This is a genomic window from Pseudomonas sp. QL9, assembly GCF_041409665.1.
Taxonomy (GTDB): Bacteria; Pseudomonadota; Gammaproteobacteria; order Pseudomonadales; family Pseudomonadaceae; genus Pseudomonas; species Pseudomonas knackmussii.
In genome coordinates, this window is record NZ_CP166971.1 from 205,370 (window position 1) to 221,014 (window position 15,645).

Here is a 15,645-nt window from a genome sequence, read left to right on the forward strand (position 1 = left end):
TCATTTCGGATAGGGCATCCACTGCGACTGCCCTTTCAGGCGCACGTAGGGCAGCCCCTGGAACTCCACCACCGCCGAATCGGAGTTCTCCGAGACCGCCGCCGTGGTCGGCAGGTCGTGGATCAGCGCCGGCAGGTCGAGCGGCCCGCCCTGCTGGGCGTAGAGCCGCGCAATCAGCTCGGAGACGGCCAGGTAGCTCGCTGGCGTGGTGACGTGCAGCGGCGCCTGGCCCTCCTCCTCGCCCATGTTGATGAGCTTGATGCCCACCGGCACATGGGTGATCGAGCGCGAGGGAATCTCGCGCATCCCGGAAATCTGCATGCGGTCGCCATGCACCGCCGCGCCGTGCTCGGGCACCAGCACCAGGGTTACGCGGCGACCGCTTTTCTGCAGCAGGTCGATGAAGCGTTCCAGGTCGCCGAGGAAGGTCTTCGCGCGCTCCTGGAACGAGGCCCGGCGCGTGCTGCCGTCGGGGTTGGTGATGCGGTTGCCGTCGTGCAGGGTGATGGTGTTGTAGAACAGCGAGATGGCCGGCTTGGGCTCCTTCAACCGGTGCTCCCACCAGGCCTGCAGCACGTCCAGGTCGCGGGCGATGCTGGCGCCGTCGTAGGCCTTGAGCGCGGCCGGGAAGTCGTCGCTGTTCATCCAGCGGTCCGGCAGGTGCTGGCCGGCGAGGAAGGTCATGTACTTGCGGGTGATCGGGCCATTGTGATTGAGCATGAGCTCCGGGCTGTAGCCGAGCTTGGCCAGGTTGTCGAAGAGCATGCACTGCTCGTTGGCCGGCTCGTAAAGGTCGTTGTGCCGGGGCTGGCCGCAACTGGCGCGGAGCATGCGGATGGCCGCCGGTCCGCTGTAGGAGGTGGCCGAGTTGAAGTTGTCGAAGACGATGCTCATCTGCCGGAACAGCGCGTTGTCGCGCATGCCGGCGTCCTCCAGGTCGTCCCAGGCCAGGGAGCAGACGTTGAGCACCAGCAGGTCGAACGGCTCGCCCTTGTCGCTGCGCGCCGGGAAGCGCGTCATCTTGCCGGCCTGCTCGCGGTAGAACTGGTCGAGCCAGGCGTCGATGGCGTTGCTGCCGGCCACCTGCCCGCCACCCGACTCACCGCCGGCGGCGGCCACCGAGATCGGCGCGACGTTGAAGGCCGGCAGCGTGCCGGCCAGGTAGACCCACAGCAGCAGCGCGACGTTGAGCAGCGTCAGGCGCAGCCAGGGCGCGATGAACAGGAACGCCACGACCAGCGCGAAGACCACCCCAACGACGTCCCAGTTGACGAAGCGGCTGAGCAGGTCGGCAACGTACTCCGGGGTGAAGGCCAGCACTTCCTTCTGCTCGAACAGCCGGCGGATCGGCGGATACCAGGTGTCCTTGTAGAACAGTGCGATGCCCAGCGGCACCGCGATCAGCTGGCGCAACCGCGGCAGCCAGACGCCCGGCAGCGGCAGCAGCACGCCGGCGGCGAGCAGCAGGTTGAGCAAGGCGTTGAAGTCGAGCATGCCCATCCACAGCAGGACGAACTTGACCAGGAAGTACAGGTTCCACAACCCGAGCTCCGGCCAGTGCCACTGCTGCCGGGGGGCAAGTGCTTCACTCATGCGCGCCCTCCTTTGCCGGTTCGTCGTCGTTCCTGCGCACTTCGCGCCAGCCGCGCGCCACCAGATGACGCGGCGGCAACTGCCAGCGGCCCCAGGCCCACAGGCGTTTCGCCAAGCCAAAGAGCAGCACGGCGGCCGGCGCGGTCAGCAGCGCGGTGAGGCCGATCACCCAGAGCAGCTGGTCCTGGGTCATGGGCGTTCCTCCAGCGTCGAGAGGCCGATGCGCTTCGGGCGCAAGGCCTGGAACGCCTCGTGGTCCGGCGCGGCGGCCTGGGGCTCGACCGGCGTGGCCGACGCCGTCGGGATGCTGTCGGACTGGAATTCCACGCCGGGCAGCACGCTGTAGGGCGTCACCGTTTCGTAGCCTTCGAGCAACTCCTGCCAGGGCAGCCGGAAGACGTTGCGCAAGGCCGCGTCCAGCGCCGAACTGCTGCAGGCGAAGAGGAACAGGTAGACGCGCCCGCCGGCGACGCAGGCGAGGTCGCCATCGCGGCTGAGTTGCATCTGCTGCAGGACCTGCTCGCCATCCAGGGCCGGCAGCGGCTGCAGGCGCAGGAGCTGGTTGCGCACTTCGGTGCCGGCGGTGTTGTCGGTCATCTTCTTCACCGCGGCGGCGAAGGCGCGCGGCGAGAGGCTGCCGCGCAGCGGCAAGGGGCGCAGGCGCATCAGTACCGCCGAAGGCTCGGGGGCCAGGACACGCTGCCAGCGCTGCCCCTGGATCGAACGCAGCAACGCCAGGAAGCGCAGGAAGGGCGCGGCGGCCGTCACCACCAGGTTGGCGCCGTTGGCCAGCAGCAATTGCTCGTCGTTCTGCCGCAGGCACGGCTGCACCTCCCGCACCGCAAGCTTGAGCGAGCGCCCGCAATGCTTGCGCAACTGGTGCAGGTGGCCGGCGAGCGCAGGGATGTCATCGCTGCTGCCGAGGGCGAAGACCACGGTCGCCGCCTGCGCGGCCAGGGCCTGGTCGAGAAGCTCGGCAACGTCGGTGAACAATTGCCACAGCGGCGTGGGCAAGGCCTCGCCGCCGAGGACCTCGGCCTGGGCCAGCACCTGGCGTTGGTCGTCGGCGGTCGGCGTGCCCTCTTCCGCCTCCGGCCGCGGCAGGACCCGGAACCCCTCGCCCTCGCGCGGCATCAGGTAGTCGTGCGGCCCGCTGATCCCCGCATCGCCGCGCCAGAAGTGCTGCAGCAGGTGCCGCTCGCCCTGGCCGATGTAGACCTGGCCGAGCCCGGAAATGCAGTCGTTGTGGCGCAGCAGGATGTCGAGAAGCGCCGGCGGCGGCTGGTCGCCGATCACCAGCAGGGCGCTGCCGACCGAGGCCAACCAGGCCTGGGCACGGCGGCACCAGTCGGCCAGGGATTCGGCCACCAGCTCGTCCCAGTCCTTGAGCGAGACGCGGATCAGCCACAGCGCCCGGTCGCCCTCGCGCACACGCGGCACGTCCTTGAGCAGCGCCTGGATCAGCGGCACGGGCGGGCGCGGCCGCAGGTCGAACAACCCCAGGCGCCCAGGCCCCTGCTCTTCCGGCAGCCCAGCCAACAGCTCGCGCACGGAGCCGGCGGCGTTCACCAGCAACGCCCGCGTCGAGCCGGACAACCCGGCGATGACCTGGCGACACAGGCGATCGGCGGTCTCCTGCGACTCGCAGGTCAACCAGTACAACCCCCCCGCACGCAGTCCGGCCTGCCGTTCCGGCAGACCGGGCAAGCCCAGCGTCACTGCCAGCACATGCACCTCCCTGAACGCCCACCTCGAATCAGTGCGCGCCGGCGCGGGTCGAACAGGCGACCACCAACCGGCGAGCACAGAGAACTGTAGACGCAATCACCCGATTCAGAGAGGCGCGAGTGAAATTTCCGTGAAGATCAGGTGAAAATCGCTACAGCCCTGACGAAGCCGGCAGAGGCGTGGCGGATCTTGTAGGGAAAGCAACTGACCAGGAAGCCATCGGGCGGCAACTGCTCGAGATTGGCCAGTTTTTCCATCTGCCCATAGCCGATGTCGCGGCCGGCCTTGTGGCCTTCCCAGATGATCGAGGCATCGCCCGATTCGGCGAAGCGCTCGCGGGTGTATTTGAACGGCGCGTCCCAGCTCCAGGCATCGGTGCCGACCACCCGCACCCCGCGCTCCAGCAGGTAGAGCGTGGCTTCGCGGCCCATGCCCACGCCGGCCTCCAGGTAGCCGGGCTTGCCGAACAGGCTGCCGGCACGGGTGTTCACCAGGACGATATCCAGGGGCTGCAGGACATGACCGATGCGCGCCAGCTCCGCTTCCACCTCGGCGGCCGTCACCACATGGCCGTCGGGCAGGTGGCGGAAGTCCAGCTTCACGCCCGGTTGCAGGCACCAGTCCAGCGGCAGCTCGTCGATGCCGAAGGCCGGCTGGCCGCCGTCGGTGGTCGAGGCGTAGTGCCAGGGCGCATCCATGTGGGTGCCGCTGTGGGTGGTGATCTGCAGGCGCTCGGCAGCCCAGGACTCGTCGCCCGGCAGGTCTTCCTTGCGCAGGCCGGGGAACATCGCGGCCATCTCCGGCCAGCCCTGCTGGTGGTCCATGTAGTCGATCTTCGGCAGCAGCGGCGGTGGATCGGTGTAGGGGTTGTTGTCGAGGGTCACGGACAGGTCGAGCAGACGGCGCTTGTTCAGGGTCATGCGGAAACTCCTTTGCGGGCGGCGGCGCGGCGGCGCGGCGAGAGGTCGAGGGCATTGCGCAGCAGCGCGGCGGCCGATCCATCGTGGCGGAAGCCCAGGGCACGGGCCTGCGGTGTGCGCAGCGGCGGGAAACGGCCGAACAGCGCTTCCAGCGCCGCGTCGGGCGCGAAGGCGATGTGCTCGCGGCGGGTCTCGCCATAGGCGGCGGCCAGCGCGTCGAGCACCTGGGCGATGGACAGTTGCAGCACCGGCAGCTGCCATACGCGCTCGGCGCCGGGCTCGCGCAGCTCGGCGGCGTGCAGCAGGTTGTCGACGCAGCAGCGCGCCGACATCCACCAGGCCGTGGCCTGCGGCGACACCGGGCAGGTGTAGGCGTCGCCGGCCGCATAGGCGTGCAGCAGGTCGCTCATGAAGGCCGAGCGCAGGCCGTTGGGTTCGCGCGGCCGGGCCACTATGCCCGGCAGGCGCAGGGCGCGACCGTCGACCTCGCCGCGTCGGGCCAGGTCGTTCAGCGCGGTCTCCACCATCAGCTTATGCGCGGCGTAGGACAGCTGCGGGTTCGGCGCCTGGCCTTCGTCCATCCGCGCCGGCAGCTCGCCGCCGTAGACGGCCACGCTGCTGGCGTACACCAGCACCGGCGGGCGCTCGCGCCTGCGCAGCTGCTGCAGCAGCTCCAGGCTGGCCTGCAGGTTGACCTGGTAGCCCAGCTCGTACTGCGCCTCGGCGGCACCGCCGGGGATGCTCACCAGGTGGAAGACCACGTCGATGCCGTCGGCCAGTGCGCGGCGCAGCAGCGCCGGGTCGGTGACGCTGCCGAAATGCCGGCGCAGGCGGCGGTCGTCCGGCTGGCCGTCCAGCTCGCGGTCCAGCAAAAGCAAGGCCTCGATGGGCTGGCCGCGCAACTCGCCCGCCTCCAGCAGGCGACGCACCAGCTCGCGGCCGACGAAGCCGTTGGCGCCGGTGACCATCACGCGCATGGCAGGCCTCCTTGCACCACGCGCTGGTCGATGGCGCCGAACAGCGGCTCGCCGTCCTCGCCCTTCGCTTCCATGCGCACGCGGTCGCCGAAGCGCATGAAGCCGGTGCGCGGCGCGCCGTGGGCGATGGTCTCGATGGCGCGGCGTTCGGCGATGCAGGCCGAGCCCACCGAGCGGTCGGCGTTGGACACGGTGCCCGAACCGATCAGGGTGCCGGCGCTCAGTCTGCGCGTCATGGCTGCATGCGCGATCAGCTGGTGGAAGCCGAAGTGCATGGCGCCGCCGTGAGGGTGGCCGAACCATTCGCCGTTCCACTCGACATTCAGCGGCAGGTGCACACGGCCTTCGCGCCAGGCGTCGCCCAGCTCGTCCGGGGTCACCGCCACCGGAGCAAAGCTCGACGACGGCTTGGCCTGGAGGAAGCCGAAGCCGGTCTTCATCTCGCGCGGCGCCAGGGCGCGCAGGCTGACGTCGTTGAGTTGCAGGACCAGGCGCACATGCCGCAACGCCTGGTCCGCCGGGCAGCCCATGGGCACCGCGTCGACCAGCACGGCGAACTCGCCTTCGAAGTCAATGCCGTGGGCTTCGCTGGGCAGCGGAATATCGGCACGCGGGCCGAGGAAGTCGTCGCCCGCACCCTGGTACATCAGCGGGATGCTCTCGGCGCCGTCGATGGGTTCGAGGTTGAAGGCCTTCTGCATCAGCTCGCCGTGACTGAGGAAGCAGGAGCCGTCGAGCCATTGCCAGGCGCGCGGCAAGGGCGCGGCCAGGCGCGCAGGATCGAGCTCGAAGGCGCCCGCTACGTCGTTGGCATTGAGGCGCTGGTAGAGCCGCTGCAGGTCTGCCTCCACGGCGTTCCAGTGATCCAGCGCGGCTTGCAGGGTCGTCGCGATGCCGCTGGCATCCACCGCCCTTTGCAGGTCGCGGGAGACCACCAGCAGGCAGCCATCGCGGCTGCCGTCATTCAGTGTGGCGAGCTTCATGGCAGCAGCTCCTTCAGCGCGTCGGCGTACTGGCCGTCGAGCAGGATGAAGACCATCCGCGCCATCGCTTCGGTGCGGTTGCTCCAGGCGTGGTTGGTGCCGCGCTGGACCACGATGTCGCCGCGTTTGAGGTGGACCTCGCCGTCATCCAGCACCAGCCACACCTCGCCCTCGGTGACGATGCCGTAGTCGAGGGTTTCGGTGCGGTGCATCAACTTGTGTTTCGACTCGGCCTTGCCGGTGCCGGCATGGGCTTCGCCGATCTCGGCGAACGCCGCCGCGGCATCCTCGGCGCTGACCTGGTTCTGCACGCTGTCCGGCGGGATATCGACCACGCGGATCACGCTGCCCAGCGGGCCGGGGCTCAACTGCAACGGCCGAGCCGTGGGGTCGTCGCCGTTGTCCAGCGGGGCCGGGCTGCCGAGGCTGTTCCACACCTCATAGAACACGGTGCCGGGCACTGCCTTGAGCGGGAAGTTGTTCGGCGTGGGGCCACAGCTGGCGACCACCGCCTGGCCGCGGGCGTCGTGGCCGGTGACGACGCGCTTGAATGCAGGAAGCTGTTGCATGGGGTCTCCTTTCAATTGCCGTCGCCGATGGTCGTGCCACCGTCGACGATGAGGTTCTGTCCAGTGATGAAGGCGCCACCCGGTGCGGCCAGCAGCAGCGCCAGGGCGGCCACCTCTTCCGCACGGCCGACACGGCGCAGCGGCGTGAGCGCCAGGCGGCGCTGCATGACTTCGGGGTTGTCGGTGAGCGGGCGGGCGAATTCGGTGTGGATCACGCCGGGGCTGATGGCGTTGACGCGGATGTTCGCCGGCCCCCACTCCACCGCCAGGTTGCGCGCCAGTTGCGCGAGGCCGGCCTTGGACAGGCCGTACAGGCCCAGGCCCTTGTTGCCGCGCACGCCGGCGATGCTGGCCATCAGCACCACGCTGCCGCCGCCGTGCTCAGCCATGACCGGCAGCAAGGCGCCGGTCAGCCAGAGCGCGCTGCGCAGGTTGACCGTGAAGGTCAGCTCCCAGTCGGCATCGCTGGCCGTGGCGATCGGCCCCAGGTGCGGGGCCACGCCGGCATTGCACACCAGCGCGTCGAGACGGCCGAAGTGCGCGAGCGTCCGCGCGGCCAATGCCGCTACGGCCTGTTGCTCGCGAAGGTCGGCGGGCAGCGCGATAGCGTCGATGCCCTCTTCGACCAGCGCAGCAACGGCGTGGGCGCAGTCCTCGGCGTTCTCGCTGCTGATGACCAGGCGCGCGCCGGCGCAGCCGTATTCGCGGGCAATGGCCAGGCCGATGCCGCGAGTGGCGCCCGTGATGAGCGCGGTCTTGCCGGCTAGCGAAAAGAGCTCGCTCATGCGGCCTCCAATGCCGGGCGCTTGCCCACGCGGCGCAGCAGAGCCAGGCATAGTGGCGCCAGGGCCAGCTGGACGATGGCGACCGCCAGCAGCGCGCGCGGCAGCAGCGGGTTGTCGCCGCCGGTCAACGCCAGCACCAGCAGCGGGCTGACGAATTCGCCGGCGAAGATGGAGGCGGTGAAGCCGCCGGTGGCGCGGCCGCGCTGGGCGAAGTCGACCTGCAGCATCACCTGGGTGATCAGCGTCGGCAGCAGCAGGCCGATGCCCAGGCCGTTGACCAGCACCGCCACCACGACGGGCGCGTGGCTGTCGGCCAGGGCCATCAGCGCTCCACCGGCGCCGGCGGTGGCGAAGCCCAGGGCCAGCAGGCGCGGCGCCGGCAGGCCAGCGAGCAGGCGGAAACCCAGCGCCCCGGCGAGCACGCCGAGTTGGTTGGCGCCCATGGTCATGCCGATCTGCTGCGGTGCGTCGACGTGCAACAGCTGCAGCAAGAAGCCGGCTTGAACGGGGACGATGAACAGGCTGACCCCGGCCAGCAGCGTCAGCAGGTACAGCGGCGCCAGGCTGGCCCAGGGGAAGCGCGAGTCGCTGGAGGCCAGCGGCTTTTCGTGCCGGCCCTGCGGCTCCCAGAGCAACGCGGCCATCAGCGGCAGGCACAGCAGGCCCACGGCATAGAGCGCGAAGGGCGTGCGCCAGCCGCTCTCGCCCAGCGCGCCGCCGAGGCCCATGAACAGCGCGGCGGACAGCGAAGTGGCGACCATCTGCAGGGCGAACAGCCGCTCGCGGCGCTGGCCGTCGAAGTAGTCGCCCATCAGCGTGGTGCAGCAGGTCATGATCCCCGCCTCGGCCAGGCCGATGCCGGCGCGGCTGGCGACGATCAGCGGCAGCGATTCCAGCCACAGCGGCAGCAGCCCGCAGAGGGTGTAGAGCAGCATGCTGGCGAGCAGCAGCGAACGCCGCCCGATGCGGTCCGCCAGCACGCCCGCCAGCGGTGCAAGGAAGGCGATCACCAGCGCCGGCAGGGTCAGGGCGACCGGCACCAGCACGGCGGCGCCGGGGGTGTCGGCGAAGTGCGCCTGCATGCGCGGCAGCACCGGCGCGATCAGTACGGCGCCCAGCACCGGCAGGCAGCTGCCGAACAGCAGCAACAGGGCTTGCGCGCTCCCGGCGCGGCGTTCAGCGCTCATTGCGCACCTCCGCGCTGCAGCACAGGCAAGCGCCATATTGGGCGAGGCCTTGGCGCAGTCCGGCGCAGAGACCGAGCAGCAGGTTCTTCAGGCAAGGCATGGGGCAGTCCTCGTTGTCGTTGTGCTTGTAGGAGGGACTCAACGGCCCTGGCCGGCGACCAGGGGCAGGCCGGCGTGCTGCTCGCAGCACTGGCGGCTGTGGTGCACTTCATCCAGGGGGTGCGCGGCGGCAGGCAGCGCCTCGGCGCGGGCCTGCCGGTGCGGCAGCAGGAAGTAGGCGAGTGCCGGCAGCAGGACCAGGGCGCCGACCATGTTCCAGACGAACATGAAGGCCAGCAGCACGCCCATGTCGGCCTGGAACTTGATCGGCGAGAAGATCCAGGTGCCGACGCCGATGGCCAGGGTCACGCCGGTCAGCATCACCACCTTGCCGGTGAACAGCAGCGCCCGGTAATACGCCTCGGACAGGCTCACGCCCTGGCGCAGCTGGGCCAGCACGATGCTCATGACGTAGAGCGCGTAGTCCACGCCGATGCCCACGCCGAGGGCGATCACCGGCAGCGTGGCGACCTTCACGCCGATGCCAAGCGCGACCATCAGTGCCTCGCAGAGGATCGAGGTGAGCACCAGCGGCAGCACCGCGCAGAGCACCGCGCGCCAGGAACGGAAGGTCACCAGGCAGAGCAGGATGACCGCGCCGTAGACCCACCAGAGCATGTCGTGGTTGGCCTGTTTCACCACGATATTGGTCGCTGCCTCGATGCCCGCGCTGCCAGCGGCGAGAAGGAATTTCGCCTGCTCGGAATCGTTGTCCTTGCCGAAGGCCTGCACGCTGTCCACCACGCGGTTGAGGGTGTCGGCCTTGTGGTCGGTGAGGAAGGCGTAGAGCGTCAGTAGGCTGCAGTCGTCGTTGTACAGGCCGCGCGGCGCGTTGGCGGTGACCATGTTCAGGGTCGCCTGGTTGTTCACCAGTTCGTACCACTTGGGGTTGCCTTCGGAGAGGCCGACCAGCACGCGGCGGTTGAGCAGCGCCAGCGAGTTGGTCGAATCCACGCCCGGCAAGCCGCGCAGTTGCCAGTCGAGGTCGTCGACGCGCTTGAGGGTGTCGTAGCTCGAGCAGGCGCCGGCCGGGGTCTTCACCATCACCGCGAAGACGTCGCTGCTGGCGCCGTAGTGTGCGGTGACGAAGGCGTTGTCGCGGTTGTAGCGCGAGTCCGGGCGCAGCTCGGGGGCGCCGGCGTCGAGGTCGCCGATCTTCAGGTTGAGGCTCACCGCGTAGCCGCCGGCCGCCAGCAGCGCGGCGAGCACCACGCACAGGCTGGCCCAGCGGCGCCGGGTGAAGAGGTCGAGGAAGCGCCACACAGCATGCTTGCCCTGCCCGCTCGCCTCGGCTTCTTCGGCCCGCAGGCTACGGCGGGCCGCCTTCGGGCTGACGCCGATATAGGACAGCAGGATCGGCAGCAGGATCAGGTTGGTGAAGATCAGCACCGCCACGCCGAGGCTGGCGATGACCGCCAGGTCCTGGATCACCTGGATCTTGATGATCATCAGCACGGCGAAACCAACGGCGTCGCACAGCAGCGCGGTGAGCCCGGCGAGGAACAGCCGGCGGAAGGTGAAGCGCGCGGCGACCAGGCGATGCATGCCGCGGCCGATGTCCTGCATGATGCCGTTCATCTTCTGCGCGCCGTGGCTCATGCCGATGGCGAACACCAGGAACGGCACCAGCACCGAGTACGGGTCCAGCCCGTAGCCCAGCAGCGGCAGCAGGCCGAGCTGCCAGATCACCGCCACCAGCGAGCAGACCACCACCAGCGCGGTGCTGCGCACGCAGCGGGTGTACCAGTAGAGCACCGCGGCGGTGATGGCGATGGCGGCGGCGAAGAACAGCAGGATCTGCTTCAGCCCGTCGATGAGGTCGCCGACCACCTTGGCGAATCCGGTGATGTGGATCTCCACGCCCTGCGCCTGGTACTTGCCGCGCAGGCTTTCCAGTTCGTGGGCAAAGGTCGTGTAGTCCAGCGCCTGGCCGTCCGGGGTCTTCTCCAGCAGTGGCACGTAGAGGATGCTCGAACGCTGGTCGAAGGCCACCAGCTGGCCGATCTCGTTGGAGCGTTCGACGTTGCGCTTGAGCGCTTCCAGGCTGGCGCTGCCGCCGTCGTAGCCGTCGGGAATCACCGGGCCGCCTTCCAGGCCTTCCTCGGTGACGCCGGTCCAGCGGGTGGACGGCGTCCACAGCGACTTCATCGCCGCGCGGTCCACGCCCGGCAGCAGGTACACCTCGTCATTGAGTTGCTGCAGCACCTGCAGGTAGTGCTTGTCGTAGATGCCGCCCTGCGGGTTGGCCACGGCGATGCGCACGGCGTTGCCCAGGCCGGCCAGCTCCTGGCGGTGGGCCAGGTACTCGAGGATGAAGGGGTGCTCTTTCGGGATCATCTTCTCGAAGCTGGCGTTGAGGGTCAGGCGCGTGGCCTGCCAGCCCAGCAGCAGAGTCGCCGCCAGGCACAGCAGCAGGACCAGGCCGCGATGGTTGAACAGCGCGCGTTCCAGCAGCGAGCCGGAGGCGGAATCGAAGTCGTCGAGGCGGCCGCTGGACGGCGCGGGGGAAGTTGGGGCGTGCATGGTTCAGTCCGCCTTGGTGGGTGAAGAGGTGGAAGCCAGGCGGCGCGCGCCGGCCATGCCGACGGCCACCAGGGTGCCGTCGGCGGCCTCGGTGGCAGCGGTCAGCGGCAGGCCATCGGAGACCGGAAGCGGCTGCGCGGCGAAGCCTTGCAAGCCGCTGCGCAGGAGCAGTCCGGCCTGGTTCACCAGCAGCAGTTGCTCGCCGGCGACACGGATACCGTTGAGCGATGCCGGGATCGGGTTGGCCAGGGCCTGGAAGGTCGCACCCTGGTCGGCGGAGGCGAACAGCTTGCCGCGCAGCCCGCCCACCAGCAGGCGGTCGTCGGGCAGCACGGCGGCGGCGAAGTAGCTGCCTTCATAGGGGCCTTGCAGCGCTTCGAAGTGAGCGCCGGCATCGCGCGAGCGCAGCAATAGGCCCTGCTCACCGGCGATGTAGAGTTCGTTGCCTTGCCGGGCCAGGGCGTAGAGATGCAAGCCGCGCGGATTGGGAAGATCGCCCATCCGCGACTGCCAGCTGCGACCGCCGTCCTCGGTGCTCAGCGCCAGACCGTAGGCCCCCACGATCAGGCCATGCTGGGCGTCGGAAAAGCTGAGCGCGAGAAAGGGCTTGTCGGCGCCGTCAGCGACCAGGCGCTGGGCGGCGGCGATGCGACCGGCCTCCCCCGCCGCCTCGGCGGCCTGCAGTTCCAGCGCGGCGGCACGCTTGCCGTCCAGCTGCAGGCTCCAGTGCTCGCCGCCGTCGTCGCTGTGCAGCACCGCTCCAGCGTGGCCCAGGGCCCAGCCGTGACGGGCATCGGCGAACTGCACGGCGGTCAGGCTGACGCTCACCGGACTCGGCGCCTGGCGCCAGTGCCGGCCGTTGTCGTCGGAGAGCAGCACCACGCCGCGCTCGCCCACTGCCACCAGGCGGTCGCCGGCGCGGGTCACGTCCTGCAGCACCGCCTGCAGGGCCTGGGGACCGAGCACGGCGGGCTGCGCCAGGACATCCACAGTGCCCGCCCAGGCCGGCGGCACCGCGCAGCAGGCCGCCAGCAGCAGGCCGGAAAGCATCTTCTTCATCGCACGCAACCTTTGTTTTCTTGTAATCGGGCCCGAGGGCCGGGTACAGCGAGGCCCCCGTAGGAGCGGGCCATGCCCGCGATTCGCGCATGGCGCGCTCCTACAGGAGTCCGGTGCGAACGATCAGCGCACGCCCTCGCCCGCCATGGCGTCGGCGGTGAACACCGAGTCCTTGTAGGCCGGCACGATGCGGTACTGCTCGTTCTTCCCGGCGAACAGGTCACCGGCGAACCAGGCCCCGGAGAGCAGGTCGTAGAAGCCGTTGGTGAGGGTCACCACGCCCGGCAGGTCGGGCAGCACCACCGGCGAGGTCCAGAGCACCTTGGCCAGTTGGCCGCGGGCGTCGTAGCGCTCGCCGAGCACGGCGGCCCAGGTGTCCTCGTCGAGGTAGTAGGTGCTCTTGGGCATCACGTGGCGCTGGCCGCTCTTCAAGGTCGCTTCCACCACCCAGACGCGGTGTTTCTCCCAGCGCAGGGTGTCGGACTTCAGGTGGTGCGCGTCGAGCAGCGCTTCGGGGCCGCTGGCGGTGAACACCTTGTTGGCGTTGTAGGGGATGTACATCTCCTTCTTGCCCACCAGCTTCCAGTCGAAGCGGTCGACGCGGCCGTTGAACACGTACAGCTCGTCGAAGCTCATGACCCCGGCGGTGGCCGGCGTCGGCGTGTCGCAACAGGCGTTGGGCAGGCGGCGCACGCGGCGCTGGCCGGGCAGGTAGGTCCAGACCGAGGCCTTGTCGGCGTTGAGGTTCTCAAGCCCGGTGATGGCCTCGCCGGCGCGCAGCGGCGGGCCGTCGTTGATCATGCGGATCGACCAGAACACACCCTTTTCGCCGCTGCCGCCGGGCAGGTACCAAGGCATCTGCAGGTCGGCGCGCGAATCGTTTGTCAGCACGTGCTTGCCGTCTGCGGTGGTCAGGTACTGGGTGAAGCTCGCGTGCCAGGACGCGCCGCGCCAGCGCAGCAGGTGGTTCCAGATGGCCTCGACACCGCTCTGCGGAATCGGGAACGGGATGCCGCCGGCGGCGCTCTCCGGCATCGGTCCGGCCGGGCCGTCGACCAGCTTGCCGCTGGTGGCATTGGCGAAGGTGGCGTCGTACACCGACTGCGGCGCGGCGGCGCTGCGGTGGGTCGGGTAGACCTCCAGGCGGTAGCTGTCGGGGTACTTCTTCAGCATCGCCTGGATGCCCGGGGTGAGCTTGTCGGCGTACTGCGCCATGTTCTGCGCGGTGATGGTGTAAAGCGGCTTGTCGCTGGCGTAGGGGTCGCCGCGCTTGCCGCCGTCCTTGTAGGCCGGGTCGACCTGGGTGAAGCCGCCGGTCCAGGCCGGGATGCTGCCGTCGGCGTTGCCGGCGCGCTCGCCGCCCAGGGGCGTGAGGGTGGTTTTCAGCTTGGCCGCCTCATCGGCGGAAACGGCAGCCATGGCGCCATGGGCGAACAGCAGGGAGGCACTCAAGGCAGTGAGCAGGGAAACGACTTTGTTGTTGTGTTTCATCGGGCAGTCCTCGGTCAGAAGGTGCGGCTGACGGTGAAGGCGATGAAGTCGCGGTCTTTCAGCGACTGTTCGAAGGTGTAGTTATTGCTGGCGTCGAGGAAGGTGTTCTCCGGGCCGTAGTAGTGCGTGTACGTCAGGCCCAGGTTCCAGGTGTTCAGGTAGTTGCCCTTGAGGCCGATGTTCAGGTCGCCGCCGTGGTCGGTGCCGAAGCCGGTGCCCAGCGCCTCGGAGGCGCCGTTGGTGTAGCTCGCGCCGATCGGCACCGAGAGGTCGAGGCCGGGGTAGATCTGCCGGTACATCGGCTCGTAGACCAGGCGCAGGCTGGTGGCGTCGCGGTCGGCGTTGGGGTCCACCGCATCGGCGTTCTTGGTGACGCTCATCACCCGGTTCCAGGCGATCTCGCCGAGGAAGCTCGACTCGGGCGCGATGAGGTTCGGCTCCAGGCTCGCCAGCCAGGAGAAGTTGGCATGCAGGGTGCGGCCGGTGGCGTAGAGCGGGTCGTCGCTGTTGTTGATCGACTCGCCCACCGCCAGGCTGTGCTGGTTGGTGGAGGCCAGCGGCTGGTTCCAGCGGGTGGAGACTTCACCGGCGACGTTGAAGTTGCCCAGGGTGGTGGAGAAGCTGCCGCCCAGGGCCTCGATGCCTTCGGGGTAGACCCAGTAGTACTCGCCGGCCTTGCCGGTCAGCGGGTTGAGGTTGGCGAAGTCCGGGCGCACGTTCAGCTGCGGGTTCTTGTCGTGGAAGCGGATGGCGTAGACGCCCCAGTCCACCGTCTCGGTGCGCCAGCGCAGTTGCACGCCGCCCTGCCCCGAGTCCTTCGCCTCCTTGTCGTTGCCGTGGTAGAAGGCCAGCGGCTGGGCGCCGGGGAACAGCGGCGCGCCGATGAACATGCGCTCGTTGCCCTCGCCGAAGAAGTCGTCGGTGGAGAAGTAGCTGCCGGAGGCCGGCAGGCGGTTGGCCTCCCACTCGAACTGGTAGTAGGCGCCGATGGACACGTCGGGGGTCAGCTGCAGCTGGCCGGAGACCTGCTTGACCGGCCGGATCAGTTCCTTGAACTGGGTGTTGGGCACCGACAGGCCCTTGACCACGTCGATCGGCGCCATGCCGCCGGCGATGCCGTTCATGCCGTAGAACAGGCTCTCGCCCCACTGCATGGCGTACTGGCCGAGGCGCCCGGACAGCGGCATGTCGCCCAGTTCGGTCTTGCCGAAGACGAAGGCGTCGAGCAACTCGCCCTTGCGCCCGTGCAGGGTGCGGGTGTCGTCGGTGAATTCGTCGTAATCGACCGAGTAGGCGTTGGCGCGGCTCGGGTCGTTGTTGTCGGTGCCGCGGTTGTAGACGTCGTCGTACCAGGCCGCGCCGCTCAGGCGCGCGCCGACGTCCTTGTACGTGAAGTCCATCTCCGAGAGCAGGTCGACGCGGTTGGAGATCAGCCCCTTGTCGAAGTTGCGGTCGCCGTCGTCCAGGTTCAGCGAGGTCTGGCCCTCGGTGAGCTTGCTGCTCTGGCCTTCGGTGCGCCAGGCGGCGCTGTACTTCAGAGTGTTGTCCCAGCGCGCCCGCAGGTCGGGGTTGCCGGTGTCGAATTCGAAGGCATGCGCATCGGGCAGGCCAGCCGCCATGGCGATGATCGAAACGGCCAGGGCGAGGGGTTTGAGCGCGGGCAGCGTCGGCTGCCCAGCGGACTTGTGGGTCGACATCGAAGGCACCTCTTTATTGTTCTTGTGCGTGTGT

Annotated in this window: 13 protein-coding genes; all 13 read right to left on the reverse strand. The window is 69.2% G+C overall.

Going from position 1 to position 15,645, the window contains the following annotated elements; genetic code table 11:
- Positions 1-1,593, reverse strand: a complete 1,593-nt coding sequence (gene bcsG / locus ACA097_RS01010) for a cellulose biosynthesis protein BcsG (RefSeq protein ID WP_371367887.1) — start codon at positions 1,591-1,593, stop codon at positions 1-3.
- Positions 1,586-1,786 (reverse strand): hypothetical protein, encoded by a 201-nt coding sequence (locus ACA097_RS01015; RefSeq protein ID WP_371367889.1) that lies wholly within the window; start codon positions 1,784-1,786, stop codon positions 1,586-1,588. The genes bcsG and ACA097_RS01015 overlap by 8 nt, the downstream gene beginning before the upstream one ends.
- The gene (locus tag ACA097_RS01020; RefSeq protein ID WP_371367891.1) at positions 1,783-3,321 is read right to left on the reverse strand and encodes a BcsE family c-di-GMP-binding protein; all 1,539 of its coding nucleotides are present in this window, start codon (positions 3,319-3,321) and stop codon (positions 1,783-1,785) included. The genes ACA097_RS01015 and ACA097_RS01020 overlap by 4 nt, the downstream gene beginning before the upstream one ends.
- A 137-nt stretch (positions 3,322-3,458) precedes the next feature.
- The gene (locus ACA097_RS01025; protein ID WP_371367893.1) at positions 3,459-4,241 is read right to left on the reverse strand and encodes a cyclase family protein; all 783 of its coding nucleotides are present in this window, start codon (positions 4,239-4,241) and stop codon (positions 3,459-3,461) included.
- Entirely contained in the window at positions 4,238-5,218 is a 981-nt protein-coding gene (locus ACA097_RS01030; RefSeq protein ID WP_371367895.1) for an NAD-dependent epimerase/dehydratase family protein, read from the reverse strand. Before ACA097_RS01030 ends, ACA097_RS01025 begins: the two co-directional genes overlap by 4 nt.
- Positions 5,209-6,201, reverse strand: a complete 993-nt coding sequence (locus ACA097_RS01035) for a fumarylacetoacetate hydrolase family protein (RefSeq protein ID WP_371367897.1) — start codon at positions 6,199-6,201, stop codon at positions 5,209-5,211. The genes ACA097_RS01030 and ACA097_RS01035 overlap by 10 nt, the downstream gene beginning before the upstream one ends.
- Complete coding sequence (locus ACA097_RS01040) at positions 6,198-6,770, reverse strand: cupin domain-containing protein (protein WP_371367899.1); 573 nt, start codon at positions 6,768-6,770, stop codon at positions 6,198-6,200. The genes ACA097_RS01035 and ACA097_RS01040 overlap by 4 nt, the downstream gene beginning before the upstream one ends.
- An 11-nt stretch (positions 6,771-6,781) precedes the next feature.
- Complete coding sequence (locus ACA097_RS01045; RefSeq protein ID WP_371367901.1) at positions 6,782-7,555, reverse strand: SDR family NAD(P)-dependent oxidoreductase; 774 nt, start codon at positions 7,553-7,555, stop codon at positions 6,782-6,784.
- Complete coding sequence (locus ACA097_RS01050) at positions 7,552-8,742, reverse strand: MFS transporter (protein WP_371367903.1); 1,191 nt, start codon at positions 8,740-8,742, stop codon at positions 7,552-7,554. The genes ACA097_RS01045 and ACA097_RS01050 overlap by 4 nt, the downstream gene beginning before the upstream one ends.
- 138 nt (positions 8,743-8,880) lie before the next feature.
- Complete coding sequence (locus ACA097_RS01055; RefSeq protein WP_371367905.1) at positions 8,881-11,364, reverse strand: RND family transporter; 2,484 nt, start codon at positions 11,362-11,364, stop codon at positions 8,881-8,883.
- Positions 11,365-11,367: 3 nt separating this feature from the next.
- Positions 11,368-12,423 (reverse strand): WD40/YVTN/BNR-like repeat-containing protein, encoded by a 1,056-nt coding sequence (locus ACA097_RS01060; RefSeq protein WP_371367907.1) that lies wholly within the window; start codon positions 12,421-12,423, stop codon positions 11,368-11,370.
- 123 nt (positions 12,424-12,546) lie between these two features.
- Positions 12,547-13,914: a DUF1329 domain-containing protein gene (locus ACA097_RS01065; protein ID WP_371367909.1), complete on the reverse strand. Its 1,368-nt coding sequence runs from the start codon at positions 13,912-13,914 to the stop codon at positions 12,547-12,549.
- A 14-nt stretch (positions 13,915-13,928) separates the two neighbouring features.
- Positions 13,929-15,611 carry a DUF1302 domain-containing protein gene (locus tag ACA097_RS01070; RefSeq protein ID WP_371367911.1) on the reverse strand — a complete coding sequence of 561 codons (1,683 nt, stop codon included), beginning with the start codon at positions 15,609-15,611 and terminating at the stop codon, positions 13,929-13,931.
- Between the last annotated feature and the right edge of the window lie 34 nt (positions 15,612-15,645).

Excerpts from the sequence above, each read along its gene's own strand:
- ACA097_RS01025 (WP_371367893.1), bottom strand. The coding sequence starts at position 4,241 with ATGACCCTGAACAAGCGCCGTCTGCTCGACCTGTCCGTGACCCTCGAC.
- ACA097_RS01035 (WP_371367897.1), bottom strand. The coding sequence starts at position 6,201 with ATGAAGCTCGCCACACTGAATGACGGCAGCCGCGATGGCTGCCTGCTG.
- ACA097_RS01040 (WP_371367899.1), bottom strand. The coding sequence starts at position 6,770 with ATGCAACAGCTTCCTGCATTCAAGCGCGTCGTCACCGGCCACGACGCC.
- ACA097_RS01060 (WP_371367907.1), bottom strand. The coding sequence starts at position 12,423 with ATGAAGAAGATGCTTTCCGGCCTGCTGCTGGCGGCCTGCTGCGCGGTG.
- ACA097_RS01045 (WP_371367901.1), bottom strand. The coding sequence starts at position 7,555 with ATGAGCGAGCTCTTTTCGCTAGCCGGCAAGACCGCGCTCATCACGGGC.
- ACA097_RS01015 (WP_371367889.1), bottom strand. The coding sequence starts at position 1,786 with ATGACCCAGGACCAGCTGCTCTGGGTGATCGGCCTCACCGCGCTGCTG.
- bcsG (WP_371367887.1), bottom strand. The coding sequence starts at position 1,593 with ATGAGTGAAGCACTTGCCCCCCGGCAGCAGTGGCACTGGCCGGAGCTC.
- ACA097_RS01055 (WP_371367905.1), bottom strand. The coding sequence starts at position 11,364 with ATGCACGCCCCAACTTCCCCCGCGCCGTCCAGCGGCCGCCTCGACGAC.
- ACA097_RS01070 (WP_371367911.1), bottom strand. The coding sequence starts at position 15,611 with ATGTCGACCCACAAGTCCGCTGGGCAGCCGACGCTGCCCGCGCTCAAA.
- ACA097_RS01050 (WP_371367903.1), bottom strand. The coding sequence starts at position 8,742 with ATGAGCGCTGAACGCCGCGCCGGGAGCGCGCAAGCCCTGTTGCTGCTG.
- ACA097_RS01030 (WP_371367895.1), bottom strand. The coding sequence starts at position 5,218 with ATGCGCGTGATGGTCACCGGCGCCAACGGCTTCGTCGGCCGCGAGCTG.
- ACA097_RS01065 (WP_371367909.1), bottom strand. The coding sequence starts at position 13,914 with ATGAAACACAACAACAAAGTCGTTTCCCTGCTCACTGCCTTGAGTGCC.